General features: G+C 59.0%; 14 protein-coding genes, 3 tRNA genes and 3 pseudogenes. 4 read left to right on the forward strand and 16 right to left on the reverse strand.

All coding sequences use genetic code 11. The features are described 5' to 3' along the window. Nucleotides 1-44 precede the first annotated feature (44 nt). The 6 genes from WJM78_RS03415 to WJM78_RS03440 all read right to left on the reverse strand — a co-directional run bounded on the left by WJM78_RS03415 (nt 45) and on the right by WJM78_RS03440 (nt 6,608). Nucleotides 45-911, reverse strand: a complete 867-nt coding sequence (locus WJM78_RS03415) for a tetratricopeptide repeat protein (protein WP_339013597.1) — start codon at nt 909-911, stop codon at nt 45-47. Between the two features lie 113 nt (nt 912-1,024). Next, nucleotides 1,025-1,360, reverse strand: a complete 336-nt coding sequence (locus tag WJM78_RS03420; protein ID WP_042035006.1) for a hypothetical protein — start codon at nt 1,358-1,360, stop codon at nt 1,025-1,027. A 150-nt stretch (nt 1,361-1,510) separates the two neighbouring features. After that, the gene (locus WJM78_RS03425; RefSeq protein ID WP_339013601.1) at nt 1,511-1,849 is read right to left on the reverse strand and encodes a DUF2956 domain-containing protein; all 339 of its coding nucleotides are present in this window, start codon (nt 1,847-1,849) and stop codon (nt 1,511-1,513) included. A gap of 86 nt (nt 1,850-1,935) precedes the next feature. Then, entirely contained in the window at nt 1,936-3,774 is a 1,839-nt protein-coding gene (locus WJM78_RS03430; protein ID WP_339013604.1) for a bifunctional metallophosphatase/5'-nucleotidase, read from the reverse strand. A 243-nt stretch (nt 3,775-4,017) separates the two neighbouring features. Then, nucleotides 4,018-5,559, reverse strand: a complete 1,542-nt coding sequence (locus WJM78_RS03435) for a cyclic diguanylate phosphodiesterase (RefSeq protein WP_339013607.1) — start codon at nt 5,557-5,559, stop codon at nt 4,018-4,020. A 194-nt stretch (nt 5,560-5,753) separates the two neighbouring features. After that, a complete protein-coding gene (locus WJM78_RS03440) occupies nt 5,754-6,608 on the reverse strand; it encodes a Tim44 domain-containing protein (protein ID WP_042035000.1) in 855 nt (284 codons plus the stop codon). 427 nt (nt 6,609-7,035) lie between these two features. On the opposite strand from WJM78_RS03440, the gene dnaB reads away from it, so the two are divergent. Together dnaB and alr are read left to right on the forward strand one after the other, a co-directional pair. Next, a complete protein-coding gene (gene dnaB, locus WJM78_RS03445) occupies nt 7,036-8,430 on the forward strand; it encodes a replicative DNA helicase (protein ID WP_042034999.1) in 1,395 nt (464 codons plus the stop codon). Nucleotides 8,431-8,592: 162 nt separating this feature from the next. Next, on the forward strand, nt 8,593-9,666 hold the full coding sequence (gene alr, locus WJM78_RS03450; RefSeq protein ID WP_212513778.1) for an alanine racemase: 1,074 nt from the start codon (nt 8,593-8,595) through the stop codon (nt 9,664-9,666). A gap of 67 nt (nt 9,667-9,733) precedes the next feature. Here the strand turns inward: alr and WJM78_RS03455 are convergent, their stop codons facing one another. From WJM78_RS03455 to WJM78_RS03465, 3 genes and pseudogenes are all read right to left on the reverse strand, one after another. Continuing rightward, nucleotides 9,734-9,982: a YfhL family 4Fe-4S dicluster ferredoxin gene (locus WJM78_RS03455; RefSeq protein ID WP_042034997.1), complete on the reverse strand. Its 249-nt coding sequence runs from the start codon at nt 9,980-9,982 to the stop codon at nt 9,734-9,736. A gap of 1 nt (nt 9,983) precedes the next feature. Then, a complete protein-coding gene (yegQ, locus tag WJM78_RS03460) occupies nt 9,984-11,345 on the reverse strand; it encodes a tRNA 5-hydroxyuridine modification protein YegQ (RefSeq protein WP_042034995.1) in 1,362 nt (453 codons plus the stop codon). 228 nt (nt 11,346-11,573) lie between these two features. Beyond that, a pseudogene (locus WJM78_RS03465) lies at nt 11,574-11,894 on the reverse strand (diguanylate phosphodiesterase); the annotation flags it as partial. 4 nt (nt 11,895-11,898) lie between these two features. Between WJM78_RS03465 and WJM78_RS03470 the strand changes: the two are divergent. Then, a pseudogene (locus tag WJM78_RS03470) lies at nt 11,899-12,094 on the forward strand (hypothetical protein); the annotation flags it as partial. 9 nt (nt 12,095-12,103) lie between these two features. Here the strand turns inward: WJM78_RS03470 and WJM78_RS03475 are convergent. The 4 genes from WJM78_RS03475 to WJM78_RS03490 all read right to left on the reverse strand — a co-directional run bounded on the left by WJM78_RS03475 (nt 12,104) and on the right by WJM78_RS03490 (nt 12,858). After that, entirely contained in the window at nt 12,104-12,382 is a 279-nt protein-coding gene (locus tag WJM78_RS03475; RefSeq protein WP_042034994.1) for a hypothetical protein, read from the reverse strand. A gap of 138 nt (nt 12,383-12,520) precedes the next feature. Beyond that, nucleotides 12,521-12,605: transfer RNA gene (locus WJM78_RS03480), tRNA-Tyr, on the reverse strand. A 44-nt stretch (nt 12,606-12,649) separates the two neighbouring features. Continuing rightward, a tRNA-Tyr gene (locus WJM78_RS03485) sits at nt 12,650-12,734 on the reverse strand. A gap of 39 nt (nt 12,735-12,773) precedes the next feature. Next, a tRNA-Tyr gene (locus WJM78_RS03490) sits at nt 12,774-12,858 on the reverse strand. A 347-nt stretch (nt 12,859-13,205) separates the two neighbouring features. On the opposite strand from WJM78_RS03490, the pseudogene WJM78_RS03495 reads away from it, so the two are divergent. Further along, a pseudogene (locus WJM78_RS03495) lies at nt 13,206-13,357 on the forward strand (cysteine desulfurase-like protein); the annotation flags it as partial. An 86-nt stretch (nt 13,358-13,443) separates the two neighbouring features. Here the strand turns inward: WJM78_RS03495 and WJM78_RS03500 are convergent. Genes WJM78_RS03500 through WJM78_RS03510 form a run of 3 tightly spaced genes read right to left on the reverse strand, consistent with a single transcriptional unit; the run spans nt 13,444 to nt 15,802 of the window. After that, nucleotides 13,444-14,505: a chemotaxis response regulator protein-glutamate methylesterase gene (locus tag WJM78_RS03500; RefSeq protein ID WP_339013617.1), complete on the reverse strand. Its 1,062-nt coding sequence runs from the start codon at nt 14,503-14,505 to the stop codon at nt 13,444-13,446. Between the two features lie 12 nt (nt 14,506-14,517). Continuing rightward, nucleotides 14,518-14,988, reverse strand: a complete 471-nt coding sequence (gene cheD, locus WJM78_RS03505) for a chemoreceptor glutamine deamidase CheD (protein WP_339013619.1) — start codon at nt 14,986-14,988, stop codon at nt 14,518-14,520. 10 nt (nt 14,989-14,998) lie between these two features. Beyond that, nucleotides 14,999-15,802: a protein-glutamate O-methyltransferase CheR gene (locus WJM78_RS03510; protein WP_339013622.1), complete on the reverse strand. Its 804-nt coding sequence runs from the start codon at nt 15,800-15,802 to the stop codon at nt 14,999-15,001. Between the last annotated feature and the right edge of the window lie 9 nt (nt 15,803-15,811).

Genomic DNA, 15,811 nt, shown 5'->3' on the forward strand with positions numbered 1-15,811 from the left:
GGGCGGGCAACTGGCCGCCCCGCTGCTTTGCTAGAGGCGGTTTGTCAGAGCTTGGCCAGCTGCTTGAGCCTGGCCAGCCGCTCTGCCCCGTTGGCCCTGAGCCAGCCATCCTGTGACAGCAGAAACCAGGCGCGGGCGAAGTATTCGGCGGCGGCCGGGTCAGACAGTACCAGTGCATTTTCCCCCAGCTCTTCGAACACATAGCCATCCTCGGGGGCGCCGGCGGCGGCTATATCGTCTTTCAGCTGTGTCAGCTCGGCATGCGCCTGTTCGTGCTGCCCCTGGGCCCGGCTCAGGCGGGCCAGACTCCAGCGGGCGATAAAAGCCTTGGCCTGGTTGTTGTGCTGCTCGTGCCAGGTCAGACACTTTTGCTGGGATATACTTGCCTCATCGAAACGACCCAGTTCGAACAGGGTCCAGCCCTGGTTGTTGTAGAGGGTGGCGAGCCAACCGCGTACCTGCTTGTCTTGGCTGCGCTCGGCCAGCTCCATCGCCAGCTGGTTCCAGCGGCTCTGCTCCTCCAGCGGGGCGGCGATGGCGATCATGTGCGCTGCATCGATGGCGAGAGACAGCTCCTTGTGCTTGAGCCCAAGCTGCCAGGCCTGTTCAAACTGCGTCTTGGCGCTGGCCTTGTCGCCGGTGGAATTGAAGGTGCGGCCGCGTTCCAGCAAGACGCGCAGGCGGGCCCGCGGGGTGGCCTCGGTGAGGCGGAGTTCGATGTCGTCGAGCAGCTGGTGCGCCTCGGCAAACTGGCGTTGCAGCGAATGGGTGCGGGCTATCTGGGTGAGCAGCTCCAGTTCGTACTGCAGATCGGTGGTGCGCGCCTCGGGAAGCAGAGTGTTAAAACGCAGGGCGCTGGCGGCGGGATCCCGATAATCCCACTGCGCCATGAAATCGGGTGGATTGTCCATTGGGCCTCCTTGCTGGCGATCCTGTCACCAAGATGCCTGCAGGCCACTATTTGCACAAGGGGCACCCGTCACAGAGTGCCTCTTGAGTCATGCCAACACCCGTTGTCGGCCGGTCAGTAGACCATGGCCAGGCTCATCAGCATCAGGCCGAGGGCGGCAAAGGCCCCCTCCTTGATGGCGAGGCGCGGCACCAGCGCCTTGGGCAGGGCCGGGAACAGGCTGAGGGCGAAGCCGAGCCCCGGCATCAGCCAGTGAAAGGCCGGGTTGCGCAGGCTCGGGTCTGCCGCACCATTGATGATGATCAGCAGGATGAAGAGGGTGAAGGCCGGCAGAATAAACCAGCGGGCGCTGCCAGCGGCAACGGCGCGCAGCGGCGAGATGCGATAGAGCACCAGGGTCACGATAAACAGCACCAGAGGTGCCAGCAGATAGAGCGGAGCCGGGTTCATGGTTGGTGTTCTCCAGACGGTGGGTAAGTGGGGTCGGGGTTCAGCCATCGCACAGAGCCGGCGGGATGAAATCAGCCCTGGCCGGCGAAAAGCGGTGGCGCGGGTTAAAGCTTGGAAGGAGAGCCTGGGCAAAACCTTGCCATCAGGGGATCAACGCAACCAGAACCAAGCGGCGGCAATGCCCAGCCAGCTCAGCAGCAAGAGTAACCAGGGCAGGGGATGCTGGCGGGAGACCTCAATCAGCTCGATCTCGCTCTCCTCTACCTGGTCGGCTTGCGGTTGCGGCTTTGCCTTGCTCTGCAACTTCTTCTGGCGACTGGCCTCCCGGGCCCGTGCCTTCATCTGTTTCTTGTACTCGTCTATGCCTTTCTGGATCCCTTGGGCGATGAGCTGGGTCTGCTCCTTGGTCTGTCCCGGCTTCTGATTGGCGCGGGCGATCTTCAGCGCATCCTGCTGGGTCTCTGGGGATATTTTGTCGTACTTCGCCATCAAAGGGTCTCCTCGGCATCGATTGGCGGGGAGTATGCCATAAAAACGGCGCCCTCAGGCGCCGTTGTAGCAGGTTGTGAGCCGGATCAGGGCTTGTAGTAGGTCACGGTCGCATAGGGCAGCGGATTAAGGGTGCCCAGGGACTCGGCGTACTCCATGAACATCTCGTTCTCACCGACGCCAGAGTCGACATAGTCACCCTTATTGGGCAGCTCTTCACGCTTGAGCAGACCACTGTAGCCATCCTTGCCGGAGGCGATATAGGTGTTGGCACCGACACGGTACACCTGGTCGTCGTCCAGCGGCTGCCACTGGCCGTTGGCGTCCAGCAGCTCCAGCTTGGTGATGCGGGAACCCTTGGGCAGTTTGCCGTCATAGGTGTAGCTCAGGTGGCCGACGTAAGGGAAAGCACCGCTGGAGGCGCCGATCCCTGTCTCGTGGCCGATGGAATAGTCAACGGCGTACTCCAGGGTGGCGCGCACGTCCTTGCCCTTGAGGTTGAAGGCTGCGATCTTGTTGCCAAACGGCAGCAAGGTGCCCATCACGTAACCGACGGAGAGCGGGCCCGCATTCACATCAGTGCGCACACCACCGGCGTTCTGGATGGTGAAGTCGACCTTGGTATTGAGCTTGTTGAGCTTCCAGTAGAGGGATTCGGCCACCAGAGGATCGATAAGACCCGCGCCATTCGGGGTGGTCGGCACGCGCACATGGGGCAACGGGGTCGGCACATCGGCGATGATCTTGGCCTCGAGCGCGGCCACGACCGGTTTGTACTCGGTGTCGATCACATCGCGCATGGCGGTGTTTTCCGGCACGATTTCGATGACGGGTGACTTGGTGATGAAATCGACCACGTTGGTCTGCTCGCTGCCGCTCAGGGGCTCTTTCTTCTTGGCCGCGTCCTTGGTGAAATCGTCGCCTGTCATCAGGGTGTTACGACCCTCACACTTGGTGATCTGGCCTTCCTTGCTCAGGGAGACGTTGACCAGGCCATAGCCTTTGGCCCATTCACCGGCCTGCACGATACAGGTCTTGCCACCGTCTGGGTTGCTCACCAGCTGGGCATAGGTGTTGTCGTCGTCCGGATTCTGGTTGTGGGCGGTGTAGCCTATGGTGTTGATCTCGTTAATGTCGCCGAGGAAGGTCTGGGAGTGACCACCGACAATCAGGTCGATACCGTTGACCGCCTTGGCGACGGCCTGGTCATTTTGCAGACCGATATGGGTGACCATGATGATTTTGTTGGCGCCTTTTGACTTGAGGGTGTCGACCATTTTTTGGGCGGTCTCAATCATCGGCAGGAATTGGGTATCGGTATCCGGTGAAGAGATATCATGCATATTTTCCAGCACCAGCCCGAAAATACCCACGCTCTCGCCATTTATTTCCTTAATGACATATTCATGAATATTTTCACTGTCTTTCAGGGTGGCGCTACTGGATTTCACCATGTTGGAAGCCAATACAGGGAAATTCACCCGTGAGGCGAAATCTTTAATGGCCTGATTGCCCAAATCAAATTCGTGGTTGCCCAGCACCATGGCATCTATGCCCATGTCGGAGAGCAGGCGAGACTCCTCTTCCCCCTTGAACTGGGTGAAGTAGAGGGTGCCCTGGAAGGCATCGCCGCCGTTGAGCACCATGAAGTTGCGGCCTTCATTGGCAGCTTGGCTGCGCAGCTCGTCCAGCTTGAACTTCAGGCGGGGATAGCCGCCCAGCTGGGCGTAGAATTTGAACAACTCTTGGCCGGTGGGCTGGATGGCCAGCGCATTTTCGGTCGGGTCCAGGTGGGCGTGGGTATCATTGATGTGGGCAATGGTCAGATCCAGCGGAATATGTTCCTTGCTGCTGTTTTCTGAATTGCAGGCGGTCAGCCCGAACAGGGTAATAGAGACGGTGACGGCCAGTAGCGTCTTCTTCATCGGTAATCATCCTCTTGTTGTTATTGTCCTGTATATCGTTCCCGCATGACAGGAGTGTGGCGATTCTAGGCAAAACGCAATAATTGGAAATAAAGAGAGCTGATTCCTTTGAGCTACTGCACATTTAATAAATGAGCAAACGTTTGCGATATTGCGTGATGCCATGACCACAGACTAATGACAAATGTCATATCGCCGTATCTGGGGCTGACTGTATCGGAGGATCAGGCTGTGCCGGGCCGCTTACTCGGTGGTGATGGCGGGCAGCAGTCGCAGAAACTGCGCGGGGGTCAGCGGGCGGCCATAGAGATAGCCCTGCAGGTAGTTGACGTTGCGCTCGGTCAGGAAGTCCGCCTGCTCCTGGGTCTCGACCCCTTCGGCTATGGTCTCCAGCCCCAACCGGGTGGCCAGGCTGATGGTGCTGTCCAGAATATGACGGGAGAGGGCATTGGTACCTATCATGGCGACGAAGCTCTGATCGATCTTGAGATAATCCACGTGGAACTGCTGCAGATAGGTGAGACTGGAATGGCCGGTGCCAAAGTCGTCCAGCCCTATCTTGACCCCCATCTGCCGCAGCTCGCCAAACAGCTGGTCAGTCAGCTGGCAGGGGGGGATCAGCTCCCGTTCGGTCAGCTCCAGCACCAGCGTGATCGGATTGTCGGCGAAGGCGGCGAGGAAGGTGCGGCAGTCATCGATCAGGCTCAGATCCTGACAGTGTTGGGCGCAGATGTTGAAGCTGAAGTGAAAGCGGGTCGGTAGCTGCGCCGCATGGGGGGCGAACTGCAGGCGTACTTGCTGCATCAGGGTCTGGGTCATGAGGATGATGAGGCCGCTCTCCTCTGCCAGTGGGATGAAGAGATCAGGCCGGATCAGCCCCTGGCGGTGGTGTTGCCAGCGCATCAGCACCTCGCAGCCATGCAGCTGGCCACTCTTGCTGAAGACAATGGGTTGCAGATAGGGGACGAACTCCTGCTTGATGATGGCGCGCTTGAGCTCCAGGGTCGGGGTCGAGATATGGCTCCACCAGCGATAGGTGGCGAGGCCAGCCAGGCCTCCCAGCGTCAGGATCAAGATGATGATGGAGCCCTGCGTTTGCAGGGGTAGGGCCAGCACGGCATGCAAGGGGAACCCTTGGTTGAGGCTGTAGTCGAATGCTGCCGAATTGAGCCGATAGTTGAATCCCCGCAATCTTGGGGGCTGGCCGTCGTGGATCTTGCCCTTGACGTCGAGCCACTGGTCGCCGATCTGCACCCAGCTATGGGCTCCGGCGAGCCGCCACTGCAAGGGGTTGCTCAGGTGATAAGGGTTGATGGCGACCAGCACCGAATGATCTCCTTCATTCAGGTGATAGAACAGCAGCGAGGGCTTGTTCCCGAGCCGGGTGACGGCGGTGAGCTTGAACCGCTCTTGCGGGCCGTCTTGCAGCTCATTGCTCAGGTCTATCTCGTCGAAGATGGAGGAGCAGTAGAGGCGGCCGTGGCGGGAGAGGTTGACCGAGCGCACATAGGGGGAGGTGGCGACCAGTACCCGCAGCTCGCGGGCAACCTCGACACAGGGCCTGTTCGCCAGTGGCAGGGCGGCCCTTGCCGCCAGGATCGAGTGGTGCAGGGCGCTGTCGATCTGCACCATGGCGCGCTCGGTGGCATTCTGGGCTTGCTGGCGAGTCAGAGCCCAGGCTTGCCAGTAGAGGGTGGCGAGGGAGATGAAGATCAACGAGGCGCAGCACAGCAGGCTGGCCAGCAGACGGGGCATGTTGCTGCGACGCAGAAAAGAGAGAGCCATGGACCACGCCTCAGTGAACGGAAATTGAACAAAAAAGGTCGGTCATACTACACAATCAGCCATCGTTCTCATAGCCACCACAGTGTGTCAATGGCAGGGGCCCGGGGGAGGGAGGCGGAGAGAGGAGATGGGGACTCAAAAATAACAGAGGCGGCCCAGGGCCGCCTCTGTTGTCATCGTAGACAAGGGAGTGCTTACAGCTGCTCGATGCCGACTATGTGCCAAGGTGCATTGTCCTTGGCCAGGTTGCGTTCGAGGTGCCACACCTCCTTGATGTCCTCCTCGACCTGCTCCTGGCGATCCATGTAGCGGCCGCTGAAGCGCACGCTGACCTGGGCCCAGTCGCTGCCGTAGTCGGCACGCACCAGCTGGGTATCCACATACATGACTTCGGTATGCTGCTCACCGGTCAGCTCGGCACGTTCCGCTTTGAGCTGTTCGAACAGCTCAGGGCTCACGTACTCGCGTACCTTTTCCAGATCGTTTTTATTCCAGGATTCTTGCAGGGTGCGGTAGTGATCACGGGCACCTGACAGGAAACCGTTCATGTCAAAACCTGGCGGCAGACGGAAGGGCACGTCGCTGTCGGCAAAGCCGGTCGCTTGCGGCGCACTGTTGCTCTGCTCGAACTGCTGGGGGGCGGCCGATGGCGGCTGATAGCCGGCGTAGGCGGCCTGTGGCTGGGGCGAGGCCGCCTTGCTCCTGCGCATGGCACGGAACAAGAAGACGGCGCCCAGCGCCAGGGCGGCGATCAGCAGCATGTCCATGCCTTGCAGACCTTCAAATGCACCGCTACCCAGCAGGTAGGCGAACAGACCACCGGCCAGCAGACCGCCGAGCAGACCACCCATCATGCCACCCTTCTTCGGTGCGGCCTGAGCCCCGACCGTCGGGTTCTTGCTGTCGACGGGCTTGGCCGCCGGCTGGGCCGGAGCTGTCTTGTAGTTCTTGCCAAAGGATTTACCGCCGCCAAACTTCTTGGCTTCGGCCATGGGTGCCCCCAGGCCAATGGCCAGGATCACGGCAAACAGGGTCAGCATTTTTTTCATTTTGACTCTTTTCACTCTCATCAGTGGGTGGGGCAAGCTCAGCGCGGCGCATGGCAGGCTGCCTGTCCCGCGTTGTATTGCAGCTTGCGACTATGATTAACATGCTTGTCATGAATTATTCATGAACAGATTGTCCCGATCGGGGGCATCAGAGGAGAAGCGCAATGAAAAGTCGACGACCGAGCCGCAAGGAGCGCAAGTTGCGCAACAAGGCGAGAGCCAAGCCCCATGACCAGATCCTGGTCTGGCCCTTTATCATGGTATGAGGCGGGGGTGAGCCCCTGGCATAGTTCATCGGCAAGTGGTGCCAGCCACCATCAGGAGGAGGGTTGCACCAGACAGAGGTGAATAGCGTGCATTAGCACTCGCGATGGCGGGGTTTCTTTTGTAAAATTCCCGTCCCCTTCCCGCTGCGGTTTTTATGTGTATGGCAGAGCAAGTGACGGCGAAAAAAGACGCCAAGACACAACAGCTGAAAGTTCCTCCCCACTCTTTTGAGGCCGAGCAGTCTGTACTGGGCGGCCTGATGCTGGATAACGACGCCTGGGATCGGGTCGCCGAACGGGTGATCGACAAGGATTTCTACAGCCGTCCGCACCGGCTGATCTTCCAGGCTATGACCCGCCTCTCCAATGTGGGCAACCCCATCGATCTCATCACGCTGCAAGAGGAGCTGGAACGCTCGGAGCAGCTGGAAGAGTCCGGTGGCTTCGCCTATCTGGTGGAGATCGCCAAGAACACCCCAAGTGCCGCCAACATCAACGCCTACGCCGAAATCGTGCGTGAGCGGGCGGTCGTGCGGGAGATGATCTCGGTCGCCAACGAGATAGTCGAAGCAGGCTATGAGCCGCAGGGACGCACTTCGGGCGATCTGCTCGATCTGGCCGAGAGCAAGGTGTTCCAGATCGCCGAGCAGCGCACCAGCGCCAACGAGGGGCCGCAGCCGCTCAAGCTGATCCTCGAGCAGACGGTCGACAAGATTGAAGAGCTGTTCAAGACCCCCCACAACGGGGTGACCGGGGTCTCCAGCGGTTATGGGGATCTCGACAAAATGACGGCAGGTTTGCAGCGATCGGATCTGATCATCGTGGCGGCCCGTCCCTCCATGGGCAAGACCACGTTTGCCATGAACCTGTGCGAGCATGCGGCGCTCACCGCCGAGAAGCCGGTACTCATCTTCTCGCTGGAGATGCCCTCCGAGCAGATCATCATGCGTATGCTCGCCTCGGTCGGGCGTATCGACCAGACCAAGGTGCGAACCGGTCAGCTCGACGACGAAGACTGGGCGCGCCTATCCTCCACCATGGGGCTGCTGCTCGAGAAGGGCAAGATGTATATCGATGACGCCTCCGGCCTCACCCCGACCGACGTGCGCTCCCGTGCGCGCCGCATTGCCCGTGAGCACGGCGGCCTATCCATGATCATGATCGACTACCTGCAGCTGATGCGGGTGCCCGCACTCTCCGACAACCGGACCCTGGAGATAGGTGAAATCTCCCGATCCCTCAAGGCCTTGGCAAAAGAGCTGCAGTGCCCCGTGGTGGCGCTCTCTCAGCTCAACCGAAGCCTGGAACAGCGCGCCGACAAGCGTCCGGTCAACTCGGATCTGCGGGAATCCGGCTCCATCGAGCAGGACGCGGATTTGATCATGTTTATCTACCGTGATGAGGTGTATCACGATGACAGTCCCGACAAGGGGATTGCCGAGATCATCATCGGCAAGCAGCGTAACGGCCCCATCGGGCGAGTGCGCCTCACCTTCCAGGGTCAGTTCTCCCGGTTCGATAACTATGCTGGTCCTGCTTTTGATGATGACTACTAATCCGGGGGATGGCGCTTGTGTGGGTGCCGCCTCCGGTTCCTGAAACAGTTTTCCCGGTTCGACAATTATGCCGGTCCGGCCTTAGACGATGACAATTAAGGGCTGACACCACACGGTGCCTGGTGCATTCACGCGCCATCATGCCCTCGTAAGGGAAAACAGATGAAAGCGGCTATTGCCCAAATCAATACAGCGGCCCTGCGCCACAACCTCGCCGTGGTCAAACGGCATGCCCCCGATTGCAAGATCATTGCCGTGGTCAAGGCCAATGCCTATGGCCATGGCCTGCTGCCGGTTGCCCGTACCCTGGTGGATGCGGATGCCTATGCGGTGGCCCGCATCGAAGAGGCGCTGATGCTGCGCTCCTGCGCCGTGGTCAAGCCTATCGTGCTGCTGGAGGGCTTCTTCTCCGCCGACGATCTGCCGGTGCTGGCGGCCAACAACCTGCAGACAGCGGTTCACACCTGGGAGCAGCTCGAAGCGCTGGAGCAGGTTGAGCTGCCTGCCCCCGTGGTGGCCTGGCTCAAGCTCGACACCGGCATGCACCGCCTCGGGGTGCGCAGCGATGAGATGCCCGCCTTTATCGCACGTCTCGCCAAGTGCAAGAACGTGGTGCAACCGTTCAACATCATGACCCACTTCAGCCGCTCCGATGAGCTCGATCAATCCACCACCCGCGAGCAGATTGATCTCTTCAGCCGTCTGACGGCGCCGTTGCTGGGTGAGCGGGCCATGGCCAACTCGGCGGGGATCCTGGCCTGGCCGGACTCCCACTGTGACTGGATCCGTCCCGGTGTCATCCTCTATGGCGTATCCCCCTTCCCCCATTCGGTGGCGGCGGATTACGACCTGCAACCTGTGATGACCCTCAAGACCCAGCTCATCGCTGTGCGCGATCACAAGGCGGGTGAGCCGGTAGGTTACGGTGCCAACTGGGTTTCTGATCGTGATACCCGGCTCGGTGTGATTGCCATCGGTTACGGCGATGGCTATCCGCGCATGGCGCCCAACGGCACCTCAGTGCTGGTCAATGGCCGCATAGTGCCGCTGGTGGGCCGCGTCTCTATGGACATGACCACAGTGGATCTGGGGCCGGGCGCTACCGACAAGGCCGGTGACGAAGCCGTGCTCTGGGGTGAGGGACTGCCGGTGGAGCGGGTTGCCGACGAGATTGGCACCATCCCCTACGAACTCATCACCAAGCTCACCTCCCGGGTCTTTATGGAATACGTCTAGGCACGGCAAGCACCAAACGTAAAGAAGCCCCGCATGCGGGGCTTCTTTACAACTGTCTGCAGGAGTTTTACTGCCTGTGCATCCGCACAAACTTCTCCAGCAACTGCGCTTCGGTCTCCACATGCGCGGGATCCCAGATGATGCAATCGATGGGGCAGACGCTGATGCAGGTCGGCTTCTCATAGTGACCGACGCACTCGGTACAGCGACTGGGGTCTATCTCGTAGATCTCCTCCCCCAAGCTGATGGCCTGGTTCGGACACTCGGGATCGCACATGTCACAGTTGATGCACTTGTCGGTGATGAGCAGGGACATATCAGGCCGCCGAGTGCGGCTGACGGGTGTCCTGGCGATCGCCGAGGTTGCGCAGCAGTATGCCGTAGTTGATGTCGATCTCTTTAGGAACAGGCACATAGACCACGTGACCGTTGCCCGGCGCTGTGTCGATGAGCTCGCCCTTGCGGTTCTGCATCTGCTCCAGGTTGAAGCTGACGTTGCCCTGCGGTGTCATCAGTTCCAGGCTGTTGCCCACCAGGAACTTGTTCTTCACTTCCACTTCCACCATGTCGCCCTGGCGACCAGTGATCTCGCCGACGAACTGCTGGGTGTCGGAGACGGAGTAGCCGTAGTCGTAGTTCTGGTACTCGCTGTGGTTGTGACGGCGCAGGAAGCCTTCGGTGTAGCCACGGTGAGCCAGGTTCTCGAGGGTGCCCATCAGGGTAGGATCGAACGGACGACCGGCGACCGCATCGTCGATGGCCTTGCGATAGACCTGAGCGGTGCGGGCGCAGTAGTAGAAGGACTTGGTGCGGCCTTCAATTTTCAGCGAATGCACGCCCATTTTGGTCAGGCGCTCGACGTGCTCGACGGCGCGTAAGTCCTTGGAGTTCATGATGTAGGTGCCGTGCTCATCCTCGAACGCCGTCATGTATTCACCGGGACGGTTGGACTCTTCCAGCAACACCAGCGCGTCGCTCGGCTTGCCAAGGCCCAAAGTGTTGTCCGGACGCACGGCGATGGGCTCCTGACGGTGGACTATCTGGCCCACGTCATCTTCCTTGCCCTCGTGCACCTTGTACTCCCAGCGGCAGGAGTTGGTGCAGGTGCCCTGGTTGGGGTCACGCTTGTTGATATAGCCGGAGAGCAGGCAGCGGCCGGAGTAGGCCATGCACAGGGCGCCGTGGACGAAGACTTCCAGCTCCATCTCCGGTACCTGCATGCGGATCTCTTCGATCTCGTCGAGGGACAATTCGCGGGAGAGAATGGCACGGGTCAGGCCCATCTGATGCCAGAACTTCACCGTGGCCCAGTTGACTGCGTTGGCCTGCACCGAGAGGTGAACCGGCATCTCCGGGAAGGCTTCGCGCATCATCATGATGAGGCCCGGGTCTGACATGATCAGCGCATCCGGCTTCATTTCCACCACGGGACGCATGTCGCGGATGAAGGTCTTGAGCTTGGAGTTGTGGGGCTGGATGTTGGCCACCACATAGAACTGCTTGCCCAGCGCATGGGCTTCGTTAATGCCGAGCTGTAGATTCTCGTGATCGAATTCGTTGTTGCGTACCCGCAGGCTGTAACGCGGCTGGCCCGCATAGACGGCGTCGGCGCCATAGGCATAGGCGTAACGCATATTCTTGAGGGTTCCGGCGGGGGAGAGCAATTCTGGTCTGAACATGTTGGACTCTTAGTATCTGATTGCAAATCAGGACGGCGCCACCTGATGGCGCCGGATTGGTTGAGCCGTGGTACGAGACGGCGCTCGCGACACAACTACCCGATGGCGTACATCATTATGCAAGATTGCATGGGATGCACCTGATATACGGGGTGCGAGATTGTACTCGCCCCCACGCCATCATGCAATTTGACAGGCAATGGTTGCCGGCGCGAGCCGTGAGTAATGTCAGGGTCCGATCAGGCCCAGCGAGAGAGGGGGCATGGCGTAGGCGTAGCCCTGCTGGTAGTCGCGGCCGATTCGATATGTTGCAGTGTCTCGACCCCCTTCACATACCCCCTTCATACCGAGTCGCGGCAGGTATTCCACCAGACCGGTCAGCATCCGCCGCTCCTGGGTGCCGAAGTCATCGCAGGCGATGTGGGCACCATGAGCACGCAGTACCTCGATCAGCGCCCTGAGCTTGCTGTGCAGCGGGGCGTGCTCCAGCACCTCGAACCAGATCTTCATGCCCACCTTGTGCGTCTGGCTCTGCACCAGCAGCAAGACGGTGTTGGCGAACTGGGTGCATCGTCAGGCTGGCACCATCATCCATGATGATGGTGCGCGATCTGGCGCAGCAAGCATGGCATCTGGAGGAGAAGATCCGCAGGGAGGGAGCCGGGCAGTGTTAAGCCGAGTTGGCGGATTTCAGGGCTCTGTTACAGCAGATAGTCGATGAGCTGACCGGGTTGTTTGCCCGGTCTTGAAAGGGGATATCAGCGGGAGACGGCGTCTAGATAGGAGAGCATGGGTTCCCTGCCCGGGTCGGTAGCGTGCACGGCTTGTGCCAGCCAGGCCCAGTCGAGCAGGGGCCTGTCCGCTTTGAAGCGCTGATAGGCCAACCCCTGATCGACAGTCAGGAACAGGGTCGTCGGCAGTCCGATGCGATTGGTGTAGCGCACCATGACTTCACCTCGATAACTGGTCAGCCGTTGCTGCAATTGTGGTAGCGTCAAGTCGTTTGCCTGTCCTGCCTCATCCCAAATTTCAAACATGGTTATCCATGACTCCGAACTGTGTGAGCACTACTGTTTCCAAAAAGAGCAGCCGATGCAATTGTCAGATCTGACAGTGCCAAATGGAGTCATTTTTACAAAGCAAAAACCCGGCGCTAGGCCGGGTCTTCTAAAGGATGGTGGAGGGAGAAGGATTCGAACCTTCGAAGGCAGAGCCGTCAGATTTACAGTCTGATCCCTTTGGCCGCTCGGGAACCCCTCCACAGGGGTAAAGCATAGGTTATTCAGCCATTTCAATCGGGAAAATGGTGGAGGGAGAAGGATTCGAACCTTCGAAGGCAGAGCCGTCAGATTTACAGTCTGATCCCTTTGGCCGCTCGGGAACCCCTCCACGGGGTATTTCCTGATTGTCACTACTTTTGCACTTGAATGGTGGAGGGAGAAGGATTCGAACCTTCGAAGGCAGAGCCGTCAGATTTACAGTCTGATCCCTTTGGCCGCTCGGGAACCCCTCCCCAAGTGCGAGGCGCATACTATCAGATCCGGCAGCTTTGTGAACCCCTTCTGGTGATATCTGGCGACAAAAAAGTGCGAGCCGGTCATTTTTTGATATGTTTCGCTCATTTTTCATCCTTATCAACGACTTCTATGTCGATTCCCGGCATGAATACGGCGAGAGCCCCGTGCCGGCAGGTACTGATGAGGCAGGTGGGTTCTGCACCGAACCTCAGCATTTTATACTGAAAATATGACCTCATCTTGTCACTGTGATGGTTGACTGGTTCATGGATGGAGATTGCGGCTACCGCATCTTACTCTCACTATGTTGTTTAAATGTTGAATTGGACGGTGGGCTCTTCATATGCAGGCTCTCGATATCGCTGTGTTGCGCGGCCAGTTTCCCGCCCTCAATCAACTGGTTGATGGCAAGATCCCATCTTTTTCGACGGCAAGGGTAGCGTTCGGATTCATCATGCCGTGATCACGGCCATGACCGACTATCTCGGCCACTTCAGACCGAGATGGTCGAGTATCTTGGCCAGCATCAGGTATGCAGCTGGGCCGGCCACTTCTATGTGCTGGCTGATGTGCAAGTGCAGCTAGCGGCCCACTATAGCGTGGTGAATGTCCTGCAGCGGCAGTATGTGGCGGACAGCCCCGAGCTTGATGGCCTCCTTGGGCATGCCGAATACCACGCAGGAGGTCTCATCCTGGGCGAAGGTGTTGGCGCCCGCCTCCAGCATTTCTCTTAGCCCGCGTGCACCATCATCCCCCATTCCCGTCATGATGATGCCGGTGGCATTGCCACCGGCAAATTTGGCCACAGAGCGAAACAGCACGTCCACCGAAGGGCGGTGACGGTTGATGAGAGGGCCATCGATCACATCGACGTGATAGTAGGCCCCGCTGCGCTTGAGCATCATGTGCTTGCCCCCCGGCGCTATGAGCGCCAGACCCGGAATGACCCTGTCATTGCTCTTTGCTTCCCGCACTTCTATCTGGCACAGGTTGTTGAGTCGCTCGGCGAAGGAGGCGGTAAATTTCTCCGGCATGTGTTGCACTATGACGATGCCGGGACAGACGCGAGGCAGAGTCGTCAGCACGGCTTCCAGTGCCTGGGTGCCGCCGGTAGAGGTGCCGATCGCCACGATCCGCTCCGTGGTCTGGGCCATGGCATGCGGGCTGGCTGCGGGCATGATGGCGTCGGCATTGAGTTTGGCGGCGACAGTGGCCAAAGGCGCCTTGCCCAGTCGTTTGACATTGGCCTGGGCGGCGGCACGCACTGCCATGGCCAGCGCTTGCGCCGACTCCTGCAGAAAATTTTTGAGCCCGACCGTGGGTTTGGTGATGATGTCCACTGCGCCGGCAGCCATGGCCTGCAGCGTGGTTTCCGCCCCCTTCTCGGTCAGGGAAGAGCAGATCACTACAGGGGTCGGGTGCTCGGCCATGATCTTGGTGAGGAAGGTGATGCCATCCATGCGCGGCATCTCCACATCCAGCACTATCACGTCGGGCCACTCTTTTTTCAGCTTCTCCAGTGCAAACAGCGGGTCAGACGCGGTGGCAATCACCTTGATATCCGGTTCCTGTTCCAGAATGGCCTGCAACACCTGCCTGACCACGGCGGAGTCATCCACCAGCATGACTTTGATCTGTTTCATAGCCCAGTTCCCTTAACGATGAGGCAGCCGGTGGTGGCGTACCCAGACATTGCCGTTGGTCAGTTCAAAAATCAGGCTTCTGTGTCCTGCATGTCCGAGATGGTGGGCCTTGATCGACAGCCCCAGGTGCTGAGTCAGTTGCCAGGCCGCCTTGATGTTTTTAATTGCCACATTCATGGTGTTGAGTGTCTGCTGTTCGATAAACATGTTGCCGCCGCCGAACAACTTGACCTCGTATTCGTGAATGGGGGCGGGGTACTTGCTTATTTCATTGATAAACAACTGGATTGCCTCATCTGCATAGCGGCCATCCAGCACGTCATCGTTGTGACCACGGCTTGGCAGCATGTAGTGGCACATGCCACCCCGTTTCTGTTCCGGATGCCACATGGTAATGGCCACGCAGGAGCCAAGATGGGTGCGGATGATGGTGTTATCCTGACCAAAAAAGAACTTTCCCGGTTGCAGCACTATCTCTTTCATTTTGAAACCCTCAGGGTTTCAGATAGATGGAGGGTGATACCAGTTGCAAACCGTGGGGCAGGCCGTTCAGGCTCTCCGCATGGCTGACGATGAGATAGCCTCCCTTCTTCAAGCGTGGTACCAGGCGCTGTAGCACCTGCCCCTTGGTTTCCCGATTGAAATAGATCATCACATTGCGGATCAGAATGATGTCGAACATACCGATGTCAGGCAGATCCTGATTCAGGTTGATGTGGTGAAATTGCACCTTGTCCCTGAGCTTGCGGTCGATGATGAAGGTGCCCTCCTGAAAGCCGACGCCCTTCAGGCAGTACTTCATCAGGAAGGAGAGCGGAATATTATGGGCCCGCTCGATGGGATATTGCCCCGATCTGGCCTGCTCCAGCACCCGGGTCGAAATATCCGAAGCTATCACCTCCCAATTGCCCTGGCTCAAGGTGTCAGCCAGCGTCATGGCCAGACTGTAAGGCTCTTCGCCGGATGAGCTGGCCGCGCTCCAGATGCGCACCGCCCGCTCTTTTGGCAGCCGTGCCAGCACCTTTTCGCTGAGAAACTCGAAGTGCTTTGGTTCCCGGAAAAAGTAGGTCTCGTTGGTGGTGAGCAGGTCCAGTGCGATTTGCAGCTCTGTCCCCCGGTTATTCATGATCAGGCTGAAATAGTCGCCGTAGCTCTCCAGTTCGTAGTGACAGAGCCGTTTTGACAGCCGGCTGGCGACCAGCGCCTTCTTCGCCGGTGACAGATCGATGCCCGCCGTTTGGTGGAGCCAGCGTTGAAACTGTGTAAATTCATCATCATGCAACTGGGTCTGATACACGACCTGACT

The organism is Aeromonas popoffii (assembly GCF_037818705.1).
Taxonomy (GTDB): Bacteria; Pseudomonadota; Gammaproteobacteria; order Enterobacterales; family Aeromonadaceae; genus Aeromonas; species Aeromonas popoffii.

Coding starts and splice junctions, on each gene's coding strand:
- WJM78_RS03475 (WP_042034994.1), bottom strand. CDS start 12,382: ATGTTTGAAATTTGGGATGAGGCAGGACAGGCAAACGACTTGACGCTA.
- alr (WP_212513778.1), top strand. CDS start 8,593: ATGAAAGCGGCTATTGCCCAAATCAATACAGCGGCCCTGCGCCACAAC.
- WJM78_RS03440 (WP_042035000.1), bottom strand. CDS start 6,608: ATGAAAAAAATGCTGACCCTGTTTGCCGTGATCCTGGCCATTGGCCTG.
- WJM78_RS03430 (WP_339013604.1), bottom strand. CDS start 3,774: ATGAAGAAGACGCTACTGGCCGTCACCGTCTCTATTACCCTGTTCGGG.
- WJM78_RS03455 (WP_042034997.1), bottom strand. CDS start 9,982: ATGTCCCTGCTCATCACCGACAAGTGCATCAACTGTGACATGTGCGAT.
- yegQ (WP_042034995.1), bottom strand. CDS start 11,345: ATGTTCAGACCAGAATTGCTCTCCCCCGCCGGAACCCTCAAGAATATG.
- WJM78_RS03500 (WP_339013617.1), bottom strand. CDS start 14,505: ATGAAACAGATCAAAGTCATGCTGGTGGATGACTCCGCCGTGGTCAGG.
- WJM78_RS03415 (WP_339013597.1), bottom strand. CDS start 911: ATGGACAATCCACCCGATTTCATGGCGCAGTGGGATTATCGGGATCCC.
- WJM78_RS03420 (WP_042035006.1), bottom strand. CDS start 1,360: ATGAACCCGGCTCCGCTCTATCTGCTGGCACCTCTGGTGCTGTTTATC.
- cheD (WP_339013619.1), bottom strand. CDS start 14,988: ATGAAAGAGATAGTGCTGCAACCGGGAAAGTTCTTTTTTGGTCAGGAT.
- WJM78_RS03435 (WP_339013607.1), bottom strand. CDS start 5,559: ATGGCTCTCTCTTTTCTGCGTCGCAGCAACATGCCCCGTCTGCTGGCC.
- dnaB (WP_042034999.1), top strand. CDS start 7,036: ATGGCAGAGCAAGTGACGGCGAAAAAAGACGCCAAGACACAACAGCTG.
- WJM78_RS03425 (WP_339013601.1), bottom strand. CDS start 1,849: ATGGCGAAGTACGACAAAATATCCCCAGAGACCCAGCAGGATGCGCTG.